This is a genomic window from Amycolatopsis sp. MEPSY49, from assembly GCF_051337345.1.
Taxonomy (GTDB): Bacteria; Actinomycetota; Actinomycetes; order Mycobacteriales; family Pseudonocardiaceae; genus Amycolatopsis.
The window spans coordinates 362,944-387,793 of record NZ_JBDLYJ010000008.1 but is presented as its reverse complement, the minus strand read 5'-3'; the positions used below and the strand labels follow the sequence as shown (position 1 = coordinate 387,793).

Here is a 24,850-nt window from a genome sequence, read left to right as displayed (position 1 = left end):
CAGTTGCCCCGATCGCAGCAGCGCGTCAGCCCGGGTGGCCGCCGATGCGGCTGGTCAGCTCGGCCGCCGTCGCCGCCACTTCGGCCGCCAGTTCCGGCCACGTCTCTTCGCACGGCTCGGCCGCGCAGTGGTGGCGCAGGGTCACGCTGATCGCCGCCAGCGGGCGGGCGCCGTGGTCGAAGACCGGGGTGGCGACCGAGGCGAAGCCGGCCGTGACGTGGCCGTCCTCGACCGACCAGCCGAGGCGGCGCTCCGCGGTCAGGGTGCGGCGCAGCTCGGCGAGGGTGCGCGGACCGCGGCCGGTGCGGAGGACGAACGCCGACGCCGACGGGAACAGCGCGCGGACGTGCGGGGCGGGCAGGTGCCGCAGGATCGCGCGGCCGGACGCGGTCAGCTGGGCCGGCAGCCGGACGCCGACCTCGGTCACGAGGGTTTCCGGCCGCGCCGGGCGTTCCTTGATGAGGTAGAGCGACTCGTTGCCGTGCAGGACGCCCAGGTGCGCGGTGTGGCCGACGCGGTCGACGAGCTTGCGCAGCAACGGCCCGGCCAGCCGTTCGAGGGGGTCGTGACGCAGGTAGGCCGAGCCCAGCTCGAAGGCCGCGATGCCGAGGCCGTAGCGGCGTTCGGCGGGCAGGTGGACGACGAAACCGGCGGTCTCGAGTTCGCTGAGCAGGTGGTACGTCGTCGAGCGGGGGAGACCGGCCTCGCGCGCGATCGCCGCCGCGGTCACCGGACCCGGCCGGGTGGCCAGGAGGCGCAGCACGGTGAGGCCGCGGCGCAACGCCGGCACCTCGCTGCTGTCACCCATGGCACCTCCCGACCCGAGCGCCCCAAGGCGGCCTTGGTTGCGTCTTACGCACCGAAGGCCGCCTTGGTTGCGTCTGGCGCACCGAAGGCCACATTGGGGCGCTTTGGCCAGGGTAAACCCGTGTGTCTGGGATCCCAGACGGAACCACTCCGTGGGGCATCCCACCAGCGGGAAGGACGATGTCCAATGGGCCCATGCCGGAAAAAGTGCTCCTGGGCCTCGAACCACTGACCGCCGCCCAGGTCGTCGACGTTGTCCGCGGCCACGCGCCGGTCGCGCTCGGGGACGCGGCCGAGAAGACCCTCGCCGCGACCCGTCAGCACATCGAGAACCTCGCCCACGCCGTCACGCCCACCTACGGCGTCTCGACCGGCTTCGGCGCCCTCGCCACCCGTCACATCCCCGTCGAGAGCCGGACCGCGCTCCAGCGCAGCCTGATCCGGTCCCACGCCGCCGGCGCCGGGCCCGCCGTCGAGCCCGAGGTCGTCCGCGCGCTGATGCTGCTGCGGCTGCGGACCCTCGCCAGCGGCTACACCGGCGTCCGCCCGGGTACCGCGCAAACGCTTGCGGCCCTGCTCAACGCCGATATCACGCCGATCGTCCACGAGTACGGCTCGCTCGGCTGCTCCGGCGACCTCGCGCCGCTGGCCGCCGTCGCGCTCGCGCTCATGGGCGAGGGCGAAGCGATGTACCGCGGTGAAGTGATGAAGGCGGAAGAAGCGCTGAAGCACGCCGGCATCGAGCCCGTCGTCCTCGCCGAGAAGGAGGGCCTCGCCCTCACCAACGGCACCGACGGCATGCTCGGCATGCTCCTGCTGGCCGCCGCCGACCTGCACCGGCTCTTCGACATCGCCGACCTCACCGCCGCGATGAGCGTCGAAGCCCTGCTCGGCACCGACCGCGCCTTCGCCGCCGACCTGCAGGCCCTCCGGCCGCACCCCGGGCAGGCGACGTCCGCGGCCCGGATGTGGCAGGCGCTGCAGGGCTCGAAGATCGTCGAAAGCCACCGCGGCCCGGACTGCAACCGCGTCCAGGACGCCTATTCGCTGCGTTGCGCCCCGCAGGTGCACGGCGCCGCGCGCGACAGCCTCGCCCACGCCGAGCTCGTCGGCGAGCGCGAGCTGATGTCCGCTGTGGACAATCCTGTCGTGCTGGCTGACGGCCGCGTCGAGTCCAACGGCAACTTCCACGGCGCGCCCGTCGCGTACGTGCTGGACTTCCTGGCCATCCCGATCGCCGACGTCGCCAGCATCGCCGAGCGCCGCACCGACCGGATGCTCGACAAGGCGCGCTCGCACGGCCTGCCGCCGTTCCTCGCCGACGACCCCGGCGTCGACTCCGGGCACATGATCGCCCAGTACACGCAGGCCGCCGTGGTCAGCGAGCTGAAGCGGCTCGCCGTGCCCGCGTCCGTCGACTCGATTCCGAGCAGCGCCATGCAGGAGGACCACGTCTCCATGGGCTGGTCGGCCGCGCGGAAGCTGCGCAAGGCCGTCGACGGCCTGACCACCGTGCTCGCCATCGAACTGCTGACGGCGGCCCGGGCGCTGGACTTCCGGGCGCCGCTCGAGCCGTCGCCGGTCACCGGCCGCGTCCGGGATCTGCTGCGCACCAAAGTGGACGGTCCGGGCCCCGACCGTCACCTGGCACCCGAAATCGCTGCTGCCGAAGAACTCGTCCGCTCCGGCGCCGTCCTCGACGCCGCCCGTCTGGAGGTCTGATGTCCCGCGTCGTCCGTGCCGCCCGCGGCACCCAGCTCACCGCCAAGTCGTGGCAGACCGAAGCCGCGCTGCGGATGTTCCACAACAACCTCGACCCCGACGTCGCCGAGCGGCCCGAGGACCTGGTCGTCTACGGCGGCACCGGCAAGGCCGCCCGCAACTGGGCCAGCTTCGACGCCATCACCCGCGAACTGACCACTTTGGACATCGACGAGACGCTGCTCGTCCAGTCCGGCAAGCCGGTCGGCGTCTTCCGCACGCACGAGTGGGCCCCCCGCGTGCTCATCGCCAACTCGAACCTCGTCGGCGACTGGGCCACGTGGCCCGAGTTCCGGCGGCTCGAGCAGCAGGGCCTGACGATGTACGGGCAGATGACCGCGGGCTCGTGGATCTACATCGGCACCCAGGGCATCCTGCAGGGCACGTACGAGACGTTCGCCGCCGTCGCGAAGAAGAAGTTCGGCGGGTCGCTGCGTGGAACGCTGACCGTCACGGCCGGTCTCGGCGGCATGGGCGGCGCGCAGCCCCTCGCCGTCACCATGAACGACGGCGTCGCGCTGGTCATCGAGTGCGACCCGCAGCGCGCGCACCGCCGCGTCGAGACGCGCTACCTCGACGAGGTCGCCGACGACCTCGACGACGCGATCGCCCGCGTCACCAAGGCCAAGCAGGAGAAGAGGCCGCTGTCGGTGGGTGTCGTCGGCAACGCCGCCGAGGTGCTGCCGGAGCTGTTGCGCCGGGGCGTCGAGGTCGACATCGTCACCGACCAGACGTCCGCGCACGACCCGCTGTCCTACCTGCCCAAGGGCATCGACGTCGACGACTGGCACGACTACGCGGCCAAGAAGCCCGACGAGTTCACCGACCGCTCGCGCGAGTCGATGGCCGACCACGTCGACGCCATGCTCGGTTTCCTCGACCGCGGCGCCGAGGTCTTCGACTACGGCAACTCGCTGCGCGGCGAGGCCAAGCTCGGCGGCTGTGAGCGCGCGTTCGACTTCCCCGGCTTCGTGCCCGCCTACATCCGGCCGCTGTTCTGCGAGGGCAACGGCCCGTTCCGCTGGGCCGCGCTCTCGGGCGACCCCGAGGACATCGCCGCCACCGACCGCGCGATGCTGGAACTGTTCCCGGAGAACGAATCCCTCGCTCGCTGGATCCGGCTCGCCGGCGAACGTGTGGCGTTCCAGGGACTTCCGGCGCGGATCTGCTGGCTCGGCTACGGCGAGCGGCACCTGGCCGGCGTGCGCTTCAACGAGATGGTCGCCAGCGGCGAGCTGAAGGCGCCGGTCGTCATCGGCCGCGACCACCTCGACTCCGGCAGCGTCGCCTCGCCGTACCGCGAGACCGAAGGCATGGCCGACGGCTCCGACGCGATCGCCGACTGGCCGCTGCTCAACGCGCTGGTCAACACGTCGTCCGGGGCGAGCTGGGTGTCGATCCACCACGGCGGCGGCGTCGGCATGGGCCGGTCCATCCACGCGGGTCAGGTCAGCGTCGCCGACGGGACGGAGCTGGCCGCGCGGAAGCTCGAGCGCGTGCTCACCAACGACCCGGGCATGGGCGTCATCCGGCACGTCGACGCCGGCTACGACCGCGCGGCCGAAGTCGCCGACGAGCGTGGCGTGCGGGTGCCGATGCGGGAGGACGCGTGACCGCTTCCGGGTTGCTCGCCGAGATCGGCGACGTCGGGCGCGATCCGAAGCGCGGCGGCTATTCGCGGCACGCCTTCGACTCGCCCGAGCAGGACCTGCGGGTCTGGTTCGTCGAACGCGCGCTGGGGCTGGGCCTGGACGTCGACACCGACCACAACGGCAACATCTGGGCCTGGTGGGGACCGCCGGGGCCGGACGCCGTCGTCACCGGCAGCCACCTCGACTCGGTGCCCGGCGGCGGCGCCTTCGACGGCCCCCTCGGTGTGGTCAGCGCGCTGGCCGCGGTGGAAGCGTTGCGGGAGAGAGGTTTTCGCCCGGGAAAGCCGTTCGCCGTCGTGGTGTTCGCCGAAGAGGAGGGCGGCCGGTTCGGCGTTCCCTGCCTCGGTTCCCGGCTGCTCACCGGCACGATCGACGCGGACAAGGCCCGGAGCCTGCGGGACGCCGACGGCGTCACGTTCGCCGAGGCCGCGGCGAAGTCGGGCTTCGACCCGGCGCGGGTGGGGTCCGATCCCGGCCGGCTCGGGCTGATCGGGAAGTTCCTCGAACTGCACGTCGAGCAGGGGCGCGGGCTGATCGACCTCGGCTCGCCGGTGGCCGTCGGCAGCACGGTGATCGCGCACGGGCGGTGGCGGTTCTCCTTCGCGGGGCAGGGGAACCACGCCGGGGCGACGCTGCTGGCCGACCGCGCCGACCCGATGCTGCCCGCCGCCGCGACGGTCACCGCGGTCCGGCGGCTGGCCCGCGCGGTGCCGGGCGCGCGGGCGACCGTCGGCCGGCTGGTCCCGACACCGGGCGGCACCAACGTCATCGCGTCCACTGTGGACCTGTGGTTGGACGCACGGGTGCCCGGCACCGCGACTCCCGAGCTGGTCGCGGAGATCACCCGGGCTGCCGAATCCGCCGCGGAAGAAGAAGGCTGCCGGGTTACCGTTGCGCGGGAGTCCTATTCGGACGATGTGGTGTTCGACGACTCGCTCCGGCGCGACCTCGGTGAGTGGCTCGGCGGTCCGCCGGAGCTGCCGACCGGCGCCGGGCACGACGCGGCCATCCTCGCCGGGTTCGTCCCGGCCGGGATGCTGTACGTGCGCAACCCGACCGGGATCAGCCACTCGCCGGAGGAGTTCGCCGAGGCCGGCGACGTCGAGGCGGGCGCCGCGGCGCTGGCCACGGTCCTGGAACGGCTGGCGCGATGACCGTCGGCCCGCGGGGGCGCCCCCCGTTTCCAGCCTATCGCTCGGCACCGACAGTTTTCTGGTGCGAACAGGCCTGGCTGCCGGACGGGATCGCGTCCGGCGTGCGGATCGACGTCGCCGACGGCCGGATCACGGGCGTGACTCCCGGGGCGCCGCCGACCGGCGTCGTGCTCGGAGGGCTGACGTTGCCCGGGTTCGCGAACGGGCACTCGCACGCGTTCCACCGGGCGCTGCGCGGCCGGACGCACCACGAGCGCGGCACGTTCTGGACGTGGCGCGAGCGGATGTACGCCCTGGCGTCCCGGCTCGACCCGGACACCTACTACCGGCTGGCCCGCGGGGTGTACGCCGAGATGGTGCTCGGCGGGTACACGAGCGTGGGGGAGTTCCACTACCTGCACCACGCGCCCGGCGGGAAGCCGTACGCCGATCCGAACGCGATGGGGGAGGCCCTGCGGCAAGCCGCCGCCGACGCCGGGATCCGGCTGACGCTCCTCGACACCTGTTACCTGGCCGGCGGGATCGGCGTCGAACCGGACGAGGTCCAGCGGCGGTTCTCCGACGGCTCGGCTTCGGCGTGGGCCACGCGGGTGGCCGCGCTGAAGGAAGGCGAGCTGTTCCGCGTCGGCGCGGCGATCCACTCGGTGCGGGCGGTCCCGGCGGCCGAACTGTCGCTTGTGGACAGCCCGCGCGTCGTGCACGTCCACCTGTCGGAGCAGCGGGCCGAAAACGGGCAGTGCCAGGCCGCCTACGGCCGCACGCCGACCGAGCTGCTCGACGAGCACGGGGTGCTGACCGACCGGCTGGTCGCCGTGCACGCCACGCACCTCACCGCCTCGGACATCGACCGGCTGAGCGGCGCCCGGGCGTGCTTCTGCCCGACCACCGAACGCGACCTCGGCGACGGCATCGGCCCGGCCCGCGCCCTGCGGGACGCCGGGGTGCGGCTGAGCATCGGCAGCGACAGCAACGCCGTCGTCGACGCGTTCGAAGAGACTCGCGCGCTGGAGCTGGACGACCGGCTGGCCAGCGAGGAACGCGGCCGGTTCAGCGCTGAAGAACTCCTGGAAGCGGGCACGGACCACGCGGCGATCGGGTGGGCCGAGGTCGGCGCGCTCGCCGAGGGGGCGGGCGCGGACTTCGTCACCGTCGGCCTGGATTCGGTCCGGACGGCCGGGATCGAGCCGTCCGGCGTGGTGTTCGCCGCGTCCGGCGCGGACGTCCGGCACGTCGTCGTCGCCGGTCGCGGGGTCGTGCGGGACGGCGCGCACCTGCTCATCGAGCGTCCGGAAACTCTGCTGGCGAAGGAGATCGAGGCACTGTGGCAGTCCTGATCACGGGCATCGGCGAACTCACGACGAACGACCCCGAACTGGGGCGGCTGACCGACGCGGCATTGGTCGTGGAACACGACAAGATCGCCTGGGTGGGAGCGGCGAAGAGCGCGCCGGACGCCGACGAGCGCGTCGACGTCGAGGGCCGCGCGGTGCTGCCCGGCTGGGTCGACAGCCACACGCACCTCGTCTTCGCCGGCGACCGCACGGCCGAGTTCGAGGCGCGGATGGCCGGAAAGCCCTACACCGCCGGGGGAATCGCGATCACGGTCGGCGCGACGCGGGAAGCGTCCGACGAGCAGCTGGCCGCGAACCTGCGCCGCCACGTCGACGAGGCGGCCCGGCAGGGGACAACTTGCCTGGAGACGAAGACGGGCTACGGGCTGACCGTCGCCGACGAAGCCCGATCCGCGCGGATCGCCGGGGAGGTCGCCGACGAGGTCACGTTCCTCGGCGCGCACCTCGTGCCGCCGGGCGCCGACGCGGAGTCCTATGTGGACCTGGTGTGCGGCGAAATGCTCGACGCCGTCGCGGGAATCGTGCGCTGGGCGGACGTCTTCTGCGAGACGGGGGCGTTCGACGAAGCCCAGTCGACGCGGGTGCTGAAGGCCGCGGCCGAGCGCGGGCTCGGCTTGCGGGTGCACGGAAACCAGCTCGGGGAAGGCCCGGGCGTCCGGCTGGCGGTGGAGCTGGGCGCGGCGAGCGTCGACCACTGCACGTACCTTTCGGACGCGGATGTCTCGGCGCTCGCGACGTCGGACACCGTGGCGACTTTGCTGCCGGCGTGCGATTTGTCGACCCGGCAGGCGCTGGCGCCGGCGCGGCGGCTGCTCGACGCGGGCGCGACGGTCGCGCTGGCCAGCAACGCCAACCCGGGCAGCTCGTACACGACGTCGATGGCGTTCTGCGTCGCGACGGCGGTGCTGCAGATGCGCATGACGATCGAGGAAGCGGTCTGGGCCGCGACGGCGGGTGGCGCGCGGGCGTTGCGCCGCGACGACGTCGGCGTCCTGCGGCCCGGCGCGCGGGCGGACGTCCACGTCCTCGACGCGCCGTCGGTGACGCACCTGGCCTACCGGCCCGGCGTGCCGCTCACGAAATCGGTGTGGCGCGCCGGAGATCGAGTGCGCTAACGTCGGACGCGAGGACGCGCGAAGACACAGTCCGGTATGGGTTAGTCCGGGCAGATCGAGCAGGCTTACCTGTGCGTCCCTTCCTCGGAAGCGACGAAGGGACAGCTGTGTCTGTGATCATCATCGGTGCCGGTCTGGGTGGCCTGAGCCTCGCCCACGGGCTGCGCCGGGCCGGAATCCCGTGCCAGGTCTACGAACGCGACGAGGCGCCCGGCGCCCGCAAGCAGGGCTACCGGCTGCACATCGGCGACGTCGGCGATGCGGCGCTGAGCGAAGTCCTGCGCCCGGAACTGCACGAACTCTTCCGGGCCACCGCGGGCCGGGCGCTGCCGCACACGAACGTCTACGACGACCGGTTGCGGCTGCTCACTCGCCTGGAAGACGAGGGCACCCACCTCAACATCAACCGCTTCACCCTACGCCAGATCCTGCTGCACGGCCAGGAAGTCCGCTACGGCAAGCGATTCACGCACTACGAAACCGACGAAGACGGCGTGACGGCGCACTTCGCCGACGGAACTTCCGCCCGTGGCAGCCTGCTGGTCGGAGCGGACGGGATCAACTCGCCGGTACGGCAGCAGTACCTGCCGCACGCCCGGGTCGTCGACGCCGGGCTCGTGCACCTCTACGGCCGGATCCCGCTCACGCCGGAAACCCGGGCGCTGTTCGAACCCGAGATGTTCGCGGTGTTCAACATGATGCTCGGCCCGGACCGCACGATGGCCGGGTTCGCGCCCGTCGACTACCCCGAACCGGTCGCCGACGCGTGCGCGCGGCTGGTGCCGGACCTGCGGTTGCGCGACGATCGGCCGTACCTCACCTGCTCGGTCGGGGCTCGCTGGGAAGTCGTCGGCCACGCCGAGGCGGAACTCGCCGCGATGACCCCGGGCGACCTGCAGAAGGTCGCGCTCGGCCTGGTCGACGGCTGGCACCCGCTGGCCCGCGCGATGGTCGGGCACTGGGACGTCCCGGCGACGTTCCCGCAGCCGATCCGCACGAGCGTGCCGATCGGGCCGTGGGAACCGTCGCGCGTGACGCTCGTCGGCGACGCGATCCACGCGATGAGCCCGGCCGGCGGCGCGGGCGCCAACACCGCGTTGCGCGACGGTGCGGCGTTGGCGTCCGCGCTGGCCGGGGCCCCGCTGCTCGAGGCCGTCGCGGCCTACGAAACCGCGATGGTGGACTACGGGTTCGCGGCCGTGCGGGAGTCCGCCGAAAACGGCCGGCGGTACCTCGGGCAGAACCCGCTCACAGCGGCAGGGTGAACGGCGTGCACGCCGGCGTGTAGGACGAGTCGAGGGCGTGCAGGATGAGCCCGGTGACGTTCGGGTCGATCGCCTGGCTCAGGTGGCCTGACTTGTCCGAGCCGCAGAAGTCCTGCAGCACGATGTCCGTCGTGCCCGGTTCGTTCAGGATGCCGCTCGTGTACGGCGTCACGACCTCGTCGTACTTGCTCACGATGCTCGTGTACGTCGGACCGGCGACGTGCACGCCGCCGCGGGCGAGGTCGTCCAGGAACGCCGACGGCGCCAGGTACTCCGTACAGGCCCCGCAGGCCGTCCGGACAACCGCGCCGAGCCCGGGCACGGTCGTCAGCAGCGCCTTGGCGAGCGCGTCGAGGCCGCCGAGCGTGGTGCCGCGGTAGTTCGCGCCGAAGCCGACGAAGTGCGCGACCTTCGCCGCGCCGCCGCCGTACTTCAGGTAGTACGCGGGCATCGTGCTGCCCTCGGAGTGGCCGACGATGTCGACCTTCGCCGCGCCGGTGGTGGACCTGACCTTGTCGACGAACCGGCCGAGCTGCGCGGCGCTGTCCCGCATGGACGCGAGCCCGCCGACGCCGGGGCCGAGCACGCCGGTGCCGTAAGTCAGCGAGAAGACGCAGTAGCCCTGGGCGGCGATCTTCGGGGCGTGGAAGAACCAGTTGACGGAGTCGTTCGCGCCGAGGCCGTGCACGAGCACGACGGGCTCGGGGTGCGCGGCCGCCGGCCGGCAGCCCCAGTCGTTCCAGCCGCTGCTCGGCGCCGCGTCGGCGACCGCCGGGGCGACCACGCCGAAGCTGAGCGCCGCGGCGAGCACGGCCAGGGTTCGCTTGACACCGCCGTTGGTGACCCGCATTCCGTTGCCTCCAGTTACCCGTCAGTACGTGACGCAGATCATGGTCGGTCACATGTCACCGGAGATGACCTGGGAAGACGCTCAGAGATGGGGACGGTTCTTTGTGCCAGGTCACAATCAGGCTGGGCCCCTTCCCAGCCGATCATCTTCTCGGCTGTTCCGACGACGTGACAGGGAGAAGACATGCGACGGCTGTGGCTCGTGGCGCTCTTGACGGTCCTTTTCGTGACTCCGCAGCCCGCGCAGGCGGCGCCGGCGCGGTGGGACCAGCCAGGTCCCTTCGCCGTCGTCAGCGAGGCCCTCGACGCCACGCACACCGTCTTCCGCCCGGCCGATCTCGGCGGTGCCCAGCACCCGGTGATCGTCTGGGGCAACGGCACCGGCGCGGTGCCCGCCGTCTACGCGGGGCTGCTGCGGCACCTCGCGTCCTACGGCTTCGTCGTCGCCGCCGCGAACGCGGTGAACTCCGGGACCGGCCGCGAGATGCTCGACGGCGCCCGCACGCTCGTCGCCGAGAACTCCCGCCCCGGCAGCGCGTACTTCGGCCGGATCGACACCGCGCACATCGGCGCGACCGGGCACTCCCAAGGCGGCGGCGGGGCCATCGCCGCGGGTGCCGACCCGCTCGTCACCACCACCGTCCCGATCGAACCCGGGCCGCTCGGGTCCGTCGAAGCGCTGCACGGCCCGGCGCTCTTCCTCGGCGGCCAGTTCGACGTCATCGTGCCGCCCGCGCTGCTGGTGATCCCGCGCTACTACGCCGCGTCGCACGTCCCCGCGGTCTACGGCGAGCTCGCCGGGGCCACCCACTTCACCCCGGCCGGCGACGGCGGCGGCTTCCGCGGCGCGATCACCGCGTGGTTCCGCTACTGGCTGGCCGGCGACGAGCAGGCGCGCGGGGTCTTCTTCGGGCCGGGCTGCGCGCTGTGCGCCGACCCGGCGTGGTCGAAGGTGCTACGCAACGCCAAGGCGCTCGAAATCTGACGCTTTCCGGGCTCCGACGGCAATCCCGGTCACCGCGATCAGGGCGCAGAGCCATGCGAACCAGTCGCCGAACCGGGCGTACGGCGTCTTCCCCGAGCCGATCGGGACGTCGGCGACGACCACCGTGAACGGGCCGGCGCCGGTGTGGGCGTCGGCCAGCACGTGGCCTTGGGCGTCCGCCAGCATCGACGTCCCGCGGGCCGCGCTCCACGCCACCGAGAAACCGTTTTCGACGCCGCGGATCAGCGCCGTGCGGCTGTGCGCCCAGCCGTCGACGTCCTCGTCGGACGCCGGGATGAGCACCAAACCCGTGCCGGCTTCGCCGTATTCGCCGCTGGGGTCGGCGAAGTTGACGTCCATGCAGACCATCAGCCCGATCCCGGCGAGGTGCGCGAGCTGGGTGCCGGACGCGATGTTCGGCGAATCCCCGTTGTGCCACTTGCGGTATTCGACCGGCGCGCCGGACGGTGGCACGGCGAGCGCCGCGTTGAACCGGCCTTCCGGCGTGGTGTCGAGAACACCGGTGACGACGTCGAGGTTGCGCGTGCGGGCTACACCCGCGAAGGCTTCGACGAGCCGTGGCCGGCTGGCCTGGTCCACCGCGAAGGCCGCTTCGGGAAGGACGACGGCCTGGACGCCGTCCGGCAGCCGGCCGATCCGGTCCACATAGGACCGGACGAGCGCCTGGCCGTCCGGCGTGGCGACGTCGACCGCCCAGCGGCTTTGCCCGGGCGCGATCAGGGCGAGGCGCGTCACCGGTCCGGAGGCGCTCGGCGTGCTCCAGAAGATCAGCGCGCCCAGCGCGGCGGCGACGGCGACCAGCCCGGTCAACCGCGAGCGGACCCGGACGCCGGGGGCGAGCGCGGCGGCGACCGCGGCCGGGACGAACAGCACCAGGAACTCCACACCCCAGCCGCCGGTGACCGCGGCGAGCCGCAGCACGGACGGCCGGTCGGCCTGGGTCGTCATCAGGGTGCCCATCAGGCCGGTCGGGTTGAGCAGCGAGACGCCGCAGAGCGCGGCGGTCCACAACGCGGGCGCGGCGACGGCGGCCAGAAAGCGGTTCCCGCGACGGACCAGGAGCCGGAAGAGCCCGGCGGACAACGCGAACAGCAGCGCGCTGCCGCCGAGGATGGCGAGCGCCGCGGGCCGGGGGACCGCCAGGGAGTGCCAGAAGTAGCTCCAGCTGCCGGCGCTGCCCGCGAGGTAGGCGGCGAACGCGCAGAGCAGCGCGATCCCGCCGTGGACGCGGGGCGCCAGCAGCAGGATCGGCAGCGGAGCCAGCCAGGCCAGCTCCGGCACCGGATCCAGTCCGGTGCCGAAGAAGAACAACAACGCCGACGCCGCCGTCGCGACGACTGCCCACCCCAGCTTGGTCATCATGGCCCCTTTCGCCCGGTTTCGAGGGTTCCAGGCGAAGCGGCCGCGCACACTGGGCTGAACCACCGGGTCTTGGTGGGGTTTTCCTCACCCCGGTTCACGGAGAGTTCAGTAAGCCGTCACACGACAGGGATCGGAGCCGTCCTTGTCGATCAGTAGCGTTGCCAACGGACAGCTACGAAAGAGAGCCACCATGGACTTCTCGCTGATCGTGCTGGTGGTGATCGTCGCGGCGCTCGCCTTCGACTTCACCAACGGCTTCCACGACACGGCCAACGCGATGGCCACCTCGATCGCCACCGGCGCGCTGAAACCGCGGATCGCGGTCGCCGTGTCCGCGGTGCTGAACCTCGTCGGCGCGTTCCTCTCGGTCGAAGTCGCCAAGACGATCTCCGGCGGGATCGTGGACGACACGAAGGTGACCCCGGTGATCATCTTCGCCGGCCTGGTCGGGGCGATCGTGTGGAACCTGGTGACCTGGCTCATCGGGTTGCCGTCGAGTTCGTCCCACGCCCTCTTCGGCGGGCTGATCGGCGCCACCTGGATCGCCTCGGGCTCGGACGCCGTCCACTTCGGGAAGGTCGTCGAGAAGGTCCTCATCCCCGCGCTCGCCTCGCCGATCGTCGCCGGGATCGTCGCGACGCTGGGCACGTTCCTCGTCTACCGGATCACCGCGCGGGCGAAGCGGGACACGGTGGGCCGGACGTTCAAGGCCGGCCAGATCGCCTCGGCGTCGCTGGTGTCGCTCGCGCACGGCACGAACGACGCGCAGAAGACCATGGGGGTCATCACGCTGACGTTGATCGCCTCCGGTTCGCTCGCGCCGAACTCGGGCCCGCCGCTGTGGGTGGTCCTGACCGCGGGCACCGCGATCGCGCTCGGCACCTACCTGGGCGGCTGGCGGATCATCCAGACGATGGGCAAGAAGCTCACCGAAATCCAGACGCCGCAGGGGTTCGCGGCCGAGACGAGCGCCGCGGCGGTCATCCTGACCTCGGCGCACCTCGGGTTCGCGCTGTCCACGACGCACGTCTGCTCGGGCGGCATCATCGGCTCCGGCCTCGGCCGCAAGCTCGCCGAGGTCCGCTGGGGCGTCGCGGGGCGGATGGTGCTCGCCTGGGCGCTGACGCTGCCGGCCGCCGCGATCGTCGGCGCCGTCGCCGCCGAGGTCTCGACGCTCGGGACCTGGGGCACGGTCCTGGTCGGCCTGGCCGGGGTCGTCGTCGCGCTGGGCATCTACCTCGCGTCGAAGCGGAACCCGGTCAACGCCCACTCCGTCACCGAGTCCGAGCCGGCCGCGCAGCCGGCCAACGCCTGAGGAGCGCCGTGCACATCGATTGGGGTTCCCTCGGTCTCGTCTTCGTCGTCGCGCTGGGCTCGGTCGTCGTGCTGACGAGCCTCTTCTCCTTCGGGGTGGTCGGGCTTTCGCAGCGCGACTCGGCCCGCGCGGCGGGCGGCTCGGGCACGGGCCCGCTGGCCGGCGCGGTCATCTGCTTCGCGCTGTGCGCGGCGATCGTCGGCTACGGGATCTACTTGATCGTCGCCTGAGCGCGTTCCCGGAACCCGTCCGGGAGCGCGCCGAGCATCGGCTTCAGCGTCGCGCGGCGCGTGTCGCCCAGGTGGCCCAGCAGGTCCAGGGCCGGGACCCAGAGGTCTTCGTCGGCCCCGGCGGCGGTGATCAGCCGGCCGAGCCGGTGCGCCGGCAGCAGGCCGACGACGTGGTCGACGCGGTTCTTGTCGTCGAGCACGAACGCGATCCGCAGCAGGCCGGGGTCGTCGATCTCGTCGAGGGCCCGCCGCACGGTCGGGTCGGGCAGGTGCCCGACGAACCGGCCGAGGGTGATCCAGTCCTCCCTGCGCGCCAGCTCGTTCGCGACGGCGAGGACGGTGTCGAGGGGGATGCGGGAGATGATCGCGCTCGCCCGCCGCGGGTCGAGCTCGGCCGCGACCTCGGCGAGGAACCGCGGGGGCAGCCGCTTGGCGACGTCGACACCGCGGGCGACGTCCACCACGCCGGCGATCCGGGCGCACAGCAGCGGGCCGAACACCTTCTCGGCGATCTTGGCGAGCACGCCGCCGGGCAGCAGCCGCGCCGCCAGGGCCATCCGCTGCAGCACGGCGATGTTCGCGTCGAACAGCGTGTCGGTGACCTGTTCGCGGAACGCCTGGAGGTCGCCGGCGTCGACGCGGGCGAGGTACTCGAGCCGCGCGGGCTCGACGCCGAGGACGCGGGCGAGCTTGAGGATCTCGGCTTCGGCGGCGTAGTCCGTCACAGCCCGACTGCCTTCCGGACCGCGCCGCGCAGCAGCGCGGGGACGTAACGAAGGCCCTCTTCGCCGGCTTCGGCGAGCGCTTTCGCCTGCCGCCTGCGCGCGTCGCGCAGCGCGTCGGCGAGGTCCTGCCGCTCGTGCTCTTCGAGGGCCTCGATGCCGCCGGGGAGGGTGCCGCCCAGCTGTTCGGCGGGTGTGCGCTCGGCCATGGTGGATCATCATGCATCATGCGGGACATGACCATCGAGACGTCCACCGTCCGTGTCGGCGACCTCTCCGCGTACCTGGCCCGCCCGGACGGTGGCTCCGCACGCGGGATGCTGCTCCTGCCGATGATCACCGGCATCGGCGTGCAGGTCCGTGCCTGGGCCGACGAGCTGGCCGGCCGGGGGATCACCGCGCTGACCTGGGACGTCTTCCACGGCGCGAGCACCGACAACACCTCCCGCGAGGACCTCGGCGCGAAGCTGGGCGAGCTGCGCGACGAGGCCGCGCTGGCGGAGCAGACGGCGTTGCTCGACCACCTGCTCGGCGACCTCGGCTGCACCTCCGCCGGGGTCATGGGCTGGTGTCTCGGCGGCCGGTTCGCGCTCCTGCTCGCCGCCCGTGACCAGCGGCTTTCCGGGGTCGTCGCCTACCACCCGACGGTCCGCGATCCGGCGCCGCCGAACCACGAGCTGGACACGGTCGATTTGTCGACCCGGATCACGGCGCCGGTGCTCGTCGCCTACCCGGAGGCCGACTCCGTCGTCTCGCACGAGACGTTCGACCTGCTCCAGTCCGCGCTGCAGTCCCGGGCGCGGGGCGCGACCTTCACCCAGCACTTCCCGGGCGCCGAGCACGGTTTCAGCGACTCCGCGCGGCACGGCGCGGGCGTCAACGCCGAGGCGTTCGCCCTGTCCTGGCCGCAGACCCTCGCCTTCGTCGACACCTTGACTTTCGGCAGTGGTCCGGCCCGCTGACGTCCTTGTAGCTTCGAACCCGTGCGAGAGGTGACGAAGCGCAGGTGGCGCGTGGTGCTCGACGTGCTGCTCGGGCTGTTCCTGGCGTTCATCGTCGCCACGGACACCGTCGGTTCGCGGTCGTACTGGGAGCTGGCGGGCGGTCTCGCCGTCGTCGCCGGGTCGGTCGCGACGGCCCGGCGCCACCCCGCCGTCTCGCTCGGCATCGCGCTGGCCGGGGCCCTCGCCGTGCCGTTCCCGTACCGCGACCGCGTGCCCGTCTGGGTGGTGTTCGTGCTGGTGGCGATGTGCTACCAGGCCGCGCTGCGGATGGACCGGCCCCGCACGGGCCTGCTGATCGGCGCCGCCGTCGTGGTGCTCGGCCTGCCCCTGGCGCTGGTCGTCGGCCCCGACGGCGTCGGCGACTGGGCCGCGATGGTCGCGATCCTCGTGTTCGCCGGGCTGTCGCCGTGGCTGCTCGGCCGGTACGTCCGGCTGCGCGGCGACCTGGCCCGCACGGGCTGGCGGCGCGCCGAGGAGATGGAAAGCAGGCAGCGGCTGGTCGCCGACCAGGCCCGGCTGCGTGAACGCGCGCGGATCGCCAGCGACATGCACGACTCGCTGGGCCACGAGCTCAGCCTGATCGCGGTCCGCGCGGCGGCCCTGGAGGTCGCCGGCGGCCTCGACGACGCCCAGCGCGACGCGGCCGCCCAGCTGCGGACCAGCGCCGCGGCCGCGACCGAACGGCTGCGCGAGATCATCGGCGTGCTGCGGGAGGACGCCGCGCCGGTCGAGCCGGTGCAGGGCGACCTCGGTGAGCTGATCGCCCGGGCGCAGGCGTCCGGGCTGTGCATCGACTCCACTGTGGACACCTCGGCGGCCCCGCCGATGGTGGCGCGGGCCGCCTACCGCGTGGTGCAGGAAGCCTTGACGAACGTGGCGAAGCACGCGCCGGGAGCCGCGGTGACCGTGCGCGTCCTGAGTTCCGGCGCCGAGACCCTCGTGGAGGTCGTGAACGCGCGGCCGCCCGCCGGGCCGTTGCCGGGGGCCGCGTCCGGGCACGTGGGGCTGATCGGGCTGCGCGAGCGGGTCCGGCTCGTCGGCGGGACCCTCCGGGCGGAGCCGCACGACGGCGGGTTCGCTGTCACCGCGACGCTGCCGCACGACGCCGAGCCGGCCGAGGAGACGCCGGAGGTGGCGAGCGACTCGACGTCCGCGCGGGCGCTGGAGCTGGCCCGCCGCGACGTCCGGCGCAGCCTGGTGCTGGCCGTCGCCATCCCGCTGGCGCTGTTCGGGCTGGTCCTCGCGATCGGCGGGATCGCGTTCCTCTACCAGTGGAACACCTCGGAACTGCCCGCCGCGGCCTACGACGGCATGCGGCTCGGGCAGGCGCGCGGCGAGCTGGCGCTGCCGGAACGCCAGCGCGTCGCCCGTCCGACGCGCGGGGAGCCGGCTACGCCGCCGGGTGCTCGTTGCGAGTACTACGGCGCCGGGCGGTCGTTCCTGAACGACGACTACGCTGCCTACCGGCTGTGTTTCGCCGATGGCAAGCTGGTTTCGAAGGACTGGTTCGCCGAGGGGGGATCGTGATCAGGGTCGTACTGGCCGACGACGAGGCGATGATGCGGGCGGGGGTGGCGGCGATCCTCGGCGCGGACCCGGGGATCGAGGTCGTCGCCGAAGCCGCCGACGGGCGGTCGGCGGTGGCCCAGGCGCTCGCCACCCATCCGGACGTTGTGCTGCTCGACATCCGGATGCCCGGGCTGGACGGGCTGGGCGCGGCCGCCGAGATCCGGCGGCTGCTGCCGTCGACCGGCGTCATCATGCTCACGACGTTCGGCGAAGACGAGTACATCGAGCGCGCTCTGGGGCTCGGCGCGGGCGGGTTCCTGCTGAAGTCGGGTGACCCGCGTGAGCTCCTGGCCGGCATCCACGCCGTCGCCGACGGCGCGGCGTTCCTCTCGCCGAAGGTGGCTCAGCGGGTGATCGCGCGGCTGTCGGGCGGCCGGCTGACCCGGGCCGCGGCGGCGCGGTCGAAGCTCGACCTGCTGACGCCACGCGAGCGGGAAGTGCTGACACTGCTGGGTTCCGGACTGTCCAATGCGGACATCGCGGCGAAGATGTTCGTCGTCGAGGGCACGGTGAAGGCGCACGTGAGCACGATCCTGACCCGGCTCGGGGCGAAGAACCGGGTGCAGGCGGCGATCACGGCGTACGAGGCGGGACTGGTCGGGGGAGACGCGGAGGCCGCCACCCCGTGATCTCGCGTCCTATGTAGACCGTCGCTTTCGCCGGGAGAGCCTTCAGCAGGGCGGTGCGGATCCTGATGGCGACCGGGTTGGCCAGCTGCGACGTGAGTTTGCCCATCCGGACCGACTCGCGGACGACCTTCTGGCTGCGCGGCCGTCGTTGTTCGTCGTAGGCATGGAGTGCCTGTTTTGTGTCCTTTGTGGATAGTTCGTACGCCAGGACGGTCGCGTCTTCGATGGCCTGGCAGCCGCCCTGGCCGAGGAACGGCGGCATGGCGTGGGCGGCGTCGCCGAGCAGGGCTATCCGGCCTCTCACGTACGTCTTGAGCGGCGTGGCCAGGTAGTAGAGGTCGTGGTGCAGCACGGCTTCTCTTGGTGTGGCGTCGACCAGGGCCGGGATGGGGTCGTGCCAGGTCTCGACCTTGCTCCGGAGGTCGTCCGGTGGGCTGCCGGGTTCCGTGGCGTAGGAGACGAACCAGTAGACGTCGTCGCCGGTCAGCGGGAGGACGCCGATCTCGGTGCCGCGGTCGAAGCTGGTGCCGAGCCGGGCGCCGGGGAACTTCGTGACGCCGCGGAACGCCGTGCTGCCGGAGTAGACCGGCGCGGGGTGGTCCGGGAAGAGCGCGCGGCGGACGGCGCTGTGGATGCCGTCGGCGGCGACGACGAGGTCGGCTTGGAGTTCTCCGCCGGTGAAGCGGACTCGCCCGTCTTCGTGGACTTCGGTGACTTCGGCGCCGGTCTTCAGGCTTTCGGCCGGGACGGCGTTCTTCAGCGCGGCGATCAGGTCCTTCCGGTGGATGGCTCCGAGCGGACGGCCGTGGAGGCGTTCGAAGGCGGCGGCGTCGAAGCGGGTGACCCACCGGCCGTTCTTGTTCCGGAACCCGCCTTCCCGCTGCGGAGCGAGGTGGTCTCCGAGGTCGACGCCGAGTTCGTCGAGGCAGCGCAGGGCGTTCGGCCAGAGCGAGATGCCGGCGCCGACGTCACCGAACTCCTCGGCTTGTTCGAGAACGGTGACGGTCCACCCGATCCGGTGCAGCCCGGCGGCCGCGCTCAGGCCCCCGATACCCCCGCCGACTACGACTGCGTGCATGAGACAGACTCTACACCTGTAGAGTGTGATCCGTGGAGCGAGTTCAGGCGATCGGCGACGCGGCGATCGAGGTGATCGCCGAATCGGGCATGCGTGGACTGACCCACCGGGCGGTCGACCGGGCGGCGGGGTTGCCGGCGGGGTCGACGTCGTACTACGCGCGCACACGGGCAGCGTTGTTGTCTTTGACTTTCGCGCGGATCCTCGAATTGGACCAGGTCTCTTCTTCGTCGGGAGGGCTGGCGGAGTCGATCGCTGCGTACGTGTCCGAGGCTCTCGGCGCGGGCCGGGCCCGGATGCTGGCGCGGTACGAGTTCGCGTTGGAGGCGACTCGGCGTCCCGAGTTGCGGGAGCAGTACGACTCGGGCGGGGCGCTGATCCGGCGCCTGGCCACCGAGGCGCTGGCGGCGGCGGGCTCGGCCGACCCCGCCCGGCACGCGGCGCTGGTGGTGGACTGGATGGAGGGGACGATTTTCGGGGCGCTGGCGGGGGCGTCGGCGGCGCCGTCGCGGGAGTCGCTGCTGGCGAGTGCGCGGGAGATCCTGGCGGGGATCGGCGTGGGCTGAGCCCGGTTGTCCACAGGGGCGAGCGGATGTGGACAACCGGGCGTCGGCGCGCGCTTTTCGCGGGGTTTTGTCGGGGGGCCCGGATACGCTGGAAACGGGGGCAGCCCCCAGGGAGGGCGGGCCGTCGCGGCCGGGTGGGCTGTCCGCGCCGGAGCGGTAAACCGCCCTGGCAAGACCGCTCCGGCAGGGATCGTTCCGGCCGGGGTCGCTCTGGCAAGGACCGCTCAGGCAGGGATCGTTCCGGCCGGGGTCGCTCTGGCAAGGACCGCTCAGGCAGGGATCGTTCCGGCCGGGGTCGCTCTGGCAGCGATCGCCCTGGCAAGGACCGCTCCGGCGGCGAGCGCCCCGGCTAGGACCGCACTGGCAGCGAGGTGCCGCCGGACCTCAGGCGTCCCGGCGGCGCAGCACCCCCGCGCCCACTGCCAGCGCCACCGCCGCCCAAACCGCGCAGATCAGCAAGCCCACCCAAGGCGCGTACGGTGCCACCGACTGCGTCACCGGGTTCGGCTGTCCGGACTCCACCATCGCGTTCACCCCCGCGATTCCCGGGAAGTACGGCACCAGCTCCGCCAGCCCCAGCGAACCCACGATCAGCGGCACCGGCACCAGCAGCACGATCACCGACACCAACGTCCCCGCCGCGCTTCGCAATGCCCAGCCGATGCCCGTGCACAACACGCCCAGGAACGCGAAGTAGCCGCCCATTCCGATCGCCGTCGTGAAGCCGGCCGAGAAGGTCGTCGGCAGGCCGTGGCCGTTCTTCACCACCCCCGCCAGACCCATTGCCGCGCACGACAAAACCACTCCCGAGACGAACAGCACTGGCAAGATCACCGCCGCCTTCGCGAGGGCGACCGACGGGCGCACCGGGGTCCACAACAGTGTCGAGCGGATTCCTCCGCCCGCGTACTCGCTCGTCACGAACAGCGTCGCCAGCGCGATCACCGCGAACTGGGCCAGGTAGAACCCGCCGCCGATCGCGATCGTGTGGCTGCCCAGCGGCTGGTCGCCGTCGTAGCGCTGGGCCATCGCCGACAGCGTGCTGTAGCCCAGCATCAGCGCCGCCGCGCCCGCCAAGGACCACCACGTTGCCCGGACCGACCAGAACTTCGTCCACTCCGACGCCACCGCGCCCGGAAGACCGCCGCCGCGTACTTCCGTCGTCGTCATGCCGACACCCCGTATTCCACCGAAGAAGCCGTCAATTCCATGTACGCCTGCTCGAGCGACGCCGTCCGCTCGGTCAGCCCGTGCACCCGGATGCCCAGTTCGTGCACCAGGTCGCCGACTCGGGTGACGTCGAGGCCGTCCACCACCAGCTCGTCCGGCTCGCCGGGGTGCGTCAGGCCGCCTTCGGCGCGCAACCGCGCGTGCAATGCGGAGCGTTCGGCGTCGGCCGGGACGCGGACCGAGACCGTTGTGCGGGAGTTGCCCGCGATGAACTCCGCGACCGGCGCGTCGGCCAGCAGCTTGCCCTTGCCGATCACGATGAGGTGGTCGGCCGTCAGCTGCATCTCGCTCATCAGGTGGCTGGAGACGAACACCGTGCGCCCTTCGGCGGCCAGCGAGCGCATCAGCTGCCGGACCCAGCGGACGCCGTCCGGGTCGAGGCCGTTGACCGGCTCGTCGAACAGCAGCGTGCCCGGGTCGCCGAGCAGCGCGCCGGCGATGCCGAGGCGCTGTCCCATGCCGAGCGAGAACTGCCCGGCCCGCTTGCCCGCGACGTCCGAAAGCCCGACGGTCGCCAGCACCTCCTCGACGCGGCTCACCGGGATGCCGTTGCTGCGCGCCATGGCCGTGAGGTGCTTGCCGGCGCTGCGCCCGGGGTGCAGCGCCTTCGCGTCGAGCAGCGCGCCGACCTCGCGCAGCGGGTGCCGCAGCTCGGCGTAGCGCCGGCCGCCGACCAGGACCTCGCCTTCCTGCGGGTGGTCGAGCCCGACGGTCATCCGCATGGTCGTCGACTTGCCCGCGCCGTTCGGGCCGAGGAACCCGGTCACCTGCCCCGCGGCGACATCGCAGGTCAGCGCGTCGACGACGGTCTTCTCCCCATAGCGTTTCGTCAGTCCCCTGAGTGTGATCATGCCTCGGAGTCTGCGGCCCGCGGGGGTGCGCGGGCATCGGCCGACGGTCGGGACCGGCCCCCGACTTTCGTCAGGTCCGGCGGCGTGTGTGCCGGGTCGGGACGGCGCCGGCCGGGTCCTCGGGCCAGGGGTGCTTCGGGTACCGGCCGCGCAGGTCGGCGCGCACGGACGGGTAGCCGGTGGTCCAGAACGACCCGAGGTCCGCGGTGATCGCGGCCGGGCGGCCGGCGGGCGAGAGCAGGTGCAGGACGACCGGCACGCCGGCGACGGTGGGGGTTTCGGTCCAGCCGAAGGTTTCCTGCAGCTTGACGGCGAGGACCGGCTGGTCGCCGTGGTAGTCGACGCGGATGTGCGAGCCGGACGGGACTTCCAGCCGGTCCGGGGCGAGTTCGTCCAGTTTGGACGCTTCCGGCCAGGGGAGGAGGGCTTTGAGCGCGGTGCCCGCGTTGATGTTCGCGAGGTCGGCTTTGCGACGGGCGCTCGTCAGGTCCAGCCACTTGTCCACATCGGACAGGAGAGTCGCGTCGTCGACGGCCGGCCAAGGGGCGCCGACGACGCGGTGGAGGAAGGCCATGCGCTCGCGGAGCCTCGTCGCGTCCTGGCTCCACTTGAGGAGGCCGAGGCCGTTCTCGCGGAGGCCGGTGACGAGGGCGTCGTGGACGTCCGCGTCGCGAAGGGGGCGTTCGGAGAGGGTGATGGCGCCGAGCTTGCGGACGCGACGGGCGACGACATCGCCGTCCCAGGTGACTTCGTCCACTTCGGACACGGGGGTGACGCGGGTGGCGAGGCGTTCGTCGGCGGCCGCGGCGAGCCGGATGGTGCCGTGGACGCGCCCGGGATCCCGGGTGGCTTCGGCGACGGCCAGCCACTCGGAGTCGAGTCCGCTGCGGGGCGGGAGTTCGGCGGCGGTACCGCCGGCCATGAGGTAGACGGAGGTGGTGCCGGTTCGCCGCCGCGCGAGCCGCTCGGGATGCGCGAGGGCGACGACGAGTGCGGGATCCGGCTTTCCTTCTCCGGTCACCAGCTTCGAAAGGCGTTGGACTTCGCGCTTCCAGCGGCGCGCGGGTTCGTCGCTCGCCGAGCGCAGCCTCCGCAACTCGGCGTCCACGTCCGTCAGCGTCGCCCCCGCGTCCAGCAGCGCCACCACCTCGGCCGCCGCGCGGGCGCCGACCTCCGAAGCGCCGTCCAGCAACGCCCGCGCCAGCCGCGGGTGCAGCCCCAGCTCCGCCATCCGGCGCCCACGCGCGGTGACCACACCGTCCGCAGTCGCGCCCAACGTCTCCAGCAACGCCCGGCCCGCCGCCAGCGCGCCCTCGCCCGGCGGGTCCCACCAGGCGAGCCCGCTCCCGTCCGGCGTCGACCAGCACGCCAGTTCCAGCGCCAGCCGCGCCAGCTCGGCCGTCCGGATCTCCGGCTCCGGGTACGCCGGCAGCAACGCCTGCTCATGCGATGCCCAGCAGCGGTACGCCCGCCCCGGCCCCTCGCGCCCCGCACGACCGGACCGCTGGGTCGCCACCGCCGCGGAGACCCGCACCGTCGCCAGGCCGGGCAGGCCGCGCCGGTGGTCCACCCGCGGCACCCGCGCCAGCCCCGAGTCCACGACCGCGCGCACGCCCGGCACCGTCAGGCTCGACTCCGCCACCGCCGTCGCCAGCACCACGCGCCGCCGGTCTCGCGGCCGCAGCGCCTCGTCCTGGTGGGCCGCCGAAAGCCGGCCGTGCAGCGGGAGGACGTCCACAGTGTCCAATTCGGACAACCGCAGCAACCCCGACGTCCGCGCGATCTCACCCGCTCCCGGAAGAAAGGCGAGCACGTCACCGTCCCCGGAGGACAGTGCCGTCCGCACCGCACGCGCGACGCACGCCTCGACGCGCTCACCCCGCGCCGGCGGGACGTACGAGAACGACACCGGGTACGTCGGCGCCGTCGCCGTGACCACCGGAGCTTCACCCAAAAGTGTGGCAAGCCGGCCCGAAGCCACCGTCGCCGACGTCGCCAGCAGGCGCAGGTCGTCGCGCAGCCCGGCGCGGACGTCCAGGAGCAGCGCCAAGAGCAGGTCCGCGTCCAGGTGCCGCTCGTGGCACTCGTCCAGCAGCACCGTCGACACCCCGGGCAGCTCCGGGTCGCCCTGGACGCGCCGCACCAGCAGCCCCGACGTCACGACCTCGACGCGGGTCCGCGCCGACACCTTCCGGTCGCCGCGCACCGCGTAGCCCACCGTCTCGCCGACCGGTTCGCCCAGGATCGCGGCCATCCGCGCCGCGGCGGCTCGCGCGGCCAGACGCCGCGGCTCGGCGACCACGACCCGGCCGGACCCCGCCGAAGCCAGCGCCAGCGGCACCAGCGTCGTCTTCCCCGTCCCCGGCGGGGCGACGAGCACGGCGGTGCCGTGGGCGTCCAGCGCCGAAAGGACCTCGGGCAGGACCGCGCGCACGGGCAGGTCGGGCAGCTTCACTTCTCGGTGACCTCGGGGGGAGCCGGCAGCTGGTATCCGGACGGCCCGATGTTCGCGTTCAGCGAGCGCAGCCATTCGCCGGAGGAGATCATCTTGCGGATCGCGTCGTCGACCGCGTTCACGCCCTGGCTGTCGCCCTTGCGCAGGCCCACGCCGTAGCTCTCCTTCGAAAACGGCTTCCCGACGACCTTCAGCAGCTCCGGATCGCGCGTGACGTACCCCGCGAGGATCACCCCGTCGGTGGTCACCGCGTCGATCTGGCCGGCGAGCAGCGCCGTCACGCAGTCCGGGTAGCGCGGGTACTCGACCAGCTGCACGGCCTGGGCGAACCGGTCGCGCACCTGCTCCGCGGGCGTCGAGCCGGTGACCGAGCACAGCCGCCGCCCGTTGAGCGTCTCCGGGCCGGTGATGTCCGGGGACGTGCGCCGCACCAGCAGGTCCTGCCCGGTGGTGAAGTACGGCCCGGCGAACGCCACCTGCTGCTTGCGCTTGTCGGTGATCGAATACGTCGCGACGACCAGGTCGACCGCGCCGGAGGTGAGGTCCGTTTCGCGTGTCGCCGACGTTGTCTCGCGCCACGTGATGTCCTTCGCGGCGACACCCAGTTCCGATGCGACGAAAGTCGCGACGTCGACGTCGAACCCGACGAACCGGCCGTCCACGGTGCGCTCGGAAAGCCCCGGCGCGTCGAACCGGATGCCGATGGTCAGGTGATCCGTGGCACTGGCGCGGGTCACCAGCGAGTCGGTCGGCGAGACCTTCCCCGGCCCGCACGCCGCCGCCGTGACCAGCAGCAACGCCGAAGCGAGGAGCGTGCGCCACCGCATTCCGCCGCTCCCTCCACCACCGCCGTGCCCTCACGAAGTTCTCAGGTCCTC

Annotated in this window: 23 protein-coding genes; 13 read left to right on the top strand and 10 right to left on the bottom strand. The window is 72.6% G+C overall.

What is annotated here, in order from left to right; genetic code table 11:
* Positions 1-25 precede the first annotated feature (25 nt).
* A complete protein-coding gene (locus ABFJ78_RS32930) occupies positions 26-808 on the bottom strand; it encodes an IclR family transcriptional regulator (RefSeq protein ID WP_436390656.1) in 783 nt (260 codons plus the stop codon).
* Between the two features lie 194 nt (positions 809-1,002).
* Between ABFJ78_RS32930 and hutH the strand changes: the two genes are divergently transcribed.
* From hutH to ABFJ78_RS32900, 6 genes are all read left to right on the top strand, one after another.
* On the top strand, positions 1,003-2,529 hold the full coding sequence (gene hutH, locus ABFJ78_RS32925) for a histidine ammonia-lyase (RefSeq protein WP_436390654.1): 1,527 nt from the start codon (positions 1,003-1,005) through the stop codon (positions 2,527-2,529).
* The gene (hutU, locus tag ABFJ78_RS32920) at positions 2,529-4,181 is read left to right on the top strand and encodes a urocanate hydratase (protein ID WP_436390652.1); all 1,653 of its coding nucleotides are present in this window, start codon (positions 2,529-2,531) and stop codon (positions 4,179-4,181) included. The genes hutH and hutU overlap by 1 nt, the downstream gene beginning before the upstream one ends.
* A complete protein-coding gene (locus ABFJ78_RS32915; protein ID WP_436390650.1) occupies positions 4,178-5,374 on the top strand; it encodes an allantoate amidohydrolase in 1,197 nt (398 codons plus the stop codon). Before hutU ends, ABFJ78_RS32915 begins: the two co-directional genes overlap by 4 nt.
* The gene (locus ABFJ78_RS32910; protein WP_436390649.1) at positions 5,371-6,708 is read left to right on the top strand and encodes a formimidoylglutamate deiminase; all 1,338 of its coding nucleotides are present in this window, start codon (positions 5,371-5,373) and stop codon (positions 6,706-6,708) included. The genes ABFJ78_RS32915 and ABFJ78_RS32910 overlap by 4 nt, the downstream gene beginning before the upstream one ends.
* On the top strand, positions 6,696-7,841 hold the full coding sequence (hutI, locus tag ABFJ78_RS32905) for an imidazolonepropionase (RefSeq protein WP_436390647.1): 1,146 nt from the start codon (positions 6,696-6,698) through the stop codon (positions 7,839-7,841). The genes ABFJ78_RS32910 and hutI overlap by 13 nt, the downstream gene beginning before the upstream one ends.
* Positions 7,842-7,948: 107 nt before the next feature.
* Positions 7,949-9,106 (top strand): FAD-dependent oxidoreductase, encoded by a 1,158-nt coding sequence (locus tag ABFJ78_RS32900; protein ID WP_436390645.1) that lies wholly within the window; start codon positions 7,949-7,951, stop codon positions 9,104-9,106.
* Here the strand turns inward: ABFJ78_RS32900 and ABFJ78_RS32895 are convergent.
* On the bottom strand, positions 9,090-9,956 hold the full coding sequence (locus tag ABFJ78_RS32895) for an esterase/lipase family protein (RefSeq protein WP_436390643.1): 867 nt from the start codon (positions 9,954-9,956) through the stop codon (positions 9,090-9,092). The two genes, ABFJ78_RS32900 and ABFJ78_RS32895, sit on opposite strands and share 17 nt — an antisense overlap.
* 183 nt (positions 9,957-10,139) lie before the next feature.
* Here ABFJ78_RS32895 and ABFJ78_RS32890 point away from each other — a divergent pair, with 183 nt between their 5' ends.
* Positions 10,140-10,940 carry a poly(ethylene terephthalate) hydrolase family protein gene (locus tag ABFJ78_RS32890; protein WP_436390641.1) on the top strand — a complete coding sequence of 267 codons (801 nt, stop codon included), beginning with the start codon at positions 10,140-10,142 and terminating at the stop codon, positions 10,938-10,940.
* On the opposite strand, the gene ABFJ78_RS32885 is transcribed toward ABFJ78_RS32890, so the two are convergent.
* Complete coding sequence (locus ABFJ78_RS32885) at positions 10,911-12,320, bottom strand: nitrilase-related carbon-nitrogen hydrolase (protein WP_436390639.1); 1,410 nt, start codon at positions 12,318-12,320, stop codon at positions 10,911-10,913. The two genes, ABFJ78_RS32890 and ABFJ78_RS32885, sit on opposite strands and share 30 nt — an antisense overlap.
* A 193-nt stretch (positions 12,321-12,513) precedes the next feature.
* On the opposite strand from ABFJ78_RS32885, the gene ABFJ78_RS32880 reads away from it, so the two are divergent.
* Both ABFJ78_RS32880 and ABFJ78_RS32875 read left to right on the top strand, forming a co-directional pair.
* Positions 12,514-13,638, top strand: a complete 1,125-nt coding sequence (locus ABFJ78_RS32880) for an anion permease (RefSeq protein WP_436390637.1) — start codon at positions 12,514-12,516, stop codon at positions 13,636-13,638.
* A gap of 8 nt (positions 13,639-13,646) precedes the next feature.
* A complete protein-coding gene (locus ABFJ78_RS32875) occupies positions 13,647-13,868 on the top strand; it encodes a hypothetical protein (RefSeq protein WP_436390635.1) in 222 nt (73 codons plus the stop codon).
* Here ABFJ78_RS32875 and ABFJ78_RS32870 read toward each other — a convergent pair.
* Both ABFJ78_RS32870 and ABFJ78_RS32865 read right to left on the bottom strand, forming a co-directional pair.
* Positions 13,850-14,593: a hypothetical protein gene (locus ABFJ78_RS32870; RefSeq protein WP_436390633.1), complete on the bottom strand. Its 744-nt coding sequence runs from the start codon at positions 14,591-14,593 to the stop codon at positions 13,850-13,852. The genes ABFJ78_RS32875 and ABFJ78_RS32870 overlap by 19 nt on opposite strands.
* Positions 14,590-14,799 (bottom strand): hypothetical protein, encoded by a 210-nt coding sequence (locus tag ABFJ78_RS32865; protein WP_436390631.1) that lies wholly within the window; start codon positions 14,797-14,799, stop codon positions 14,590-14,592. The genes ABFJ78_RS32870 and ABFJ78_RS32865 overlap by 4 nt, the downstream gene beginning before the upstream one ends.
* A gap of 27 nt (positions 14,800-14,826) precedes the next feature.
* Between ABFJ78_RS32865 and ABFJ78_RS32860 the strand changes: the two genes are divergently transcribed.
* Genes ABFJ78_RS32860 through ABFJ78_RS32850 form a run of 3 tightly spaced genes read left to right on the top strand, consistent with a single transcriptional unit; the run spans position 14,827 to position 17,792 of the window.
* Positions 14,827-15,552, top strand: coding sequence for a dienelactone hydrolase family protein (locus tag ABFJ78_RS32860; RefSeq protein WP_436390629.1), 726 nt, complete (start codon positions 14,827-14,829; stop codon positions 15,550-15,552).
* A gap of 21 nt (positions 15,553-15,573) precedes the next feature.
* On the top strand, positions 15,574-17,121 hold the full coding sequence (locus ABFJ78_RS32855) for a sensor histidine kinase (protein WP_436390627.1): 1,548 nt from the start codon (positions 15,574-15,576) through the stop codon (positions 17,119-17,121).
* A complete protein-coding gene (locus ABFJ78_RS32850) occupies positions 17,118-17,792 on the top strand; it encodes a response regulator (RefSeq protein ID WP_436390625.1) in 675 nt (224 codons plus the stop codon). The genes ABFJ78_RS32855 and ABFJ78_RS32850 overlap by 4 nt, the downstream gene beginning before the upstream one ends.
* Here ABFJ78_RS32850 and ABFJ78_RS32845 read toward each other — a convergent pair.
* Entirely contained in the window at positions 17,737-18,870 is a 1,134-nt protein-coding gene (locus tag ABFJ78_RS32845) for an FAD-dependent monooxygenase (protein ID WP_436390623.1), read from the bottom strand. The two genes, ABFJ78_RS32850 and ABFJ78_RS32845, sit on opposite strands and share 56 nt — an antisense overlap.
* A 32-nt stretch (positions 18,871-18,902) precedes the next feature.
* Between ABFJ78_RS32845 and ABFJ78_RS32840 the strand changes: the two genes are divergently transcribed.
* On the top strand, positions 18,903-19,436 hold the full coding sequence (locus ABFJ78_RS32840) for a TetR/AcrR family transcriptional regulator (protein ID WP_436390621.1): 534 nt from the start codon (positions 18,903-18,905) through the stop codon (positions 19,434-19,436).
* A 384-nt stretch (positions 19,437-19,820) separates the two neighbouring features.
* On the opposite strand, the gene ABFJ78_RS32835 is transcribed toward ABFJ78_RS32840, so the two are convergent.
* The 4 genes from ABFJ78_RS32835 to ABFJ78_RS32820 all read right to left on the bottom strand — a co-directional run bounded on the left by ABFJ78_RS32835 (position 19,821) and on the right by ABFJ78_RS32820 (position 24,799).
* Complete coding sequence (locus tag ABFJ78_RS32835) at positions 19,821-20,606, bottom strand: ABC transporter permease (protein WP_436390619.1); 786 nt, start codon at positions 20,604-20,606, stop codon at positions 19,821-19,823.
* Positions 20,603-21,517: an ATP-binding cassette domain-containing protein gene (locus tag ABFJ78_RS32830; protein WP_436390618.1), complete on the bottom strand. Its 915-nt coding sequence runs from the start codon at positions 21,515-21,517 to the stop codon at positions 20,603-20,605. Before ABFJ78_RS32830 ends, ABFJ78_RS32835 begins: the two co-directional genes overlap by 4 nt.
* Positions 21,518-21,587: 70 nt before the next feature.
* Positions 21,588-23,972 carry an ATP-dependent helicase HrpB gene (gene hrpB, locus ABFJ78_RS32825; RefSeq protein WP_436390616.1) on the bottom strand — a complete coding sequence of 795 codons (2,385 nt, stop codon included), beginning with the start codon at positions 23,970-23,972 and terminating at the stop codon, positions 21,588-21,590.
* A complete protein-coding gene (locus tag ABFJ78_RS32820) occupies positions 23,969-24,799 on the bottom strand; it encodes a glutamate ABC transporter substrate-binding protein (protein ID WP_436390614.1) in 831 nt (276 codons plus the stop codon). Before ABFJ78_RS32820 ends, hrpB begins: the two co-directional genes overlap by 4 nt.
* Positions 24,800-24,850: the final 51 nt, after the last annotated feature.